The following is a 548-nucleotide window of genomic DNA, read 5'->3' as shown; positions in this document are numbered from 1 at the left end:
GGTGGTATCTACATGACCTTGAACCATGTGACCATCGAGTCGGTCGCCCATTTTCAAACAGCGCTCTAAGTTCACTAAACTCCCCACCTGCAAGTCGCCGATGTTGCTCTTTTTGAGAGTTTCATCGATGGCGGTAACGGTGTAAGAATCGGAGGTGGGAAAATCCACTACGGTAAGACAAACGCCGTTGTGCGCAATGCTCTGGTCGATTTTTAGTTCGTGCGTGGGCGAAGTTTGAATGCTGATATGCAGGTTGGTATTGTCTTTTTCGAGATTGGTAACCTTTCCGAGGTTTTCAATTATTCCGGTAAACATGTAGGTTTTTTAAAGATATTCGAGGGCAAATTTCAGGTATTCGTCGATGTCGTCGGGATGTACATCATCGCTTTTGGTCATGTGTTTTCTACCCAAGCGAACAAGTACGGCGTGTTTCTCGGGGATGGGCACGATAAATTGTCCCCACACCCCACGAAAGTACATCACGTCGAGCGGCGCATGTTTTTTTAACCAAAAAGACCACCCATAGTTCTCCGACCAGGTGCGTTCTT

General features: G+C 46.9%; 2 protein-coding genes. Both read right to left on the bottom strand.

All coding sequences use genetic code 11. The features are described 5' to 3' along the window. The coding region (locus B9T16_RS29200) for a riboflavin synthase (RefSeq protein ID WP_410246449.1) at nucleotides 1–315 on the bottom strand (315 nt) is incomplete at its 3' end. A gap of 9 nt (nucleotides 316–324) precedes the next feature. Further along, nucleotides 325–548 (bottom strand): hypothetical protein (locus B9T16_RS29195; protein WP_410246448.1); only part of this gene is annotated, 224 nt, incomplete at its 5' end.

The organism is Arthrospira sp. PCC 8006, from assembly GCF_046480465.1.
Classification (GTDB): Bacteria; Cyanobacteriota; Cyanobacteriia; order Cyanobacteriales; family Microcoleaceae; genus Limnospira; species Limnospira platensis.
Note: the sequence above shows the minus strand (reverse complement) of the source record. Positions and strands in the feature narration are given on the sequence as shown.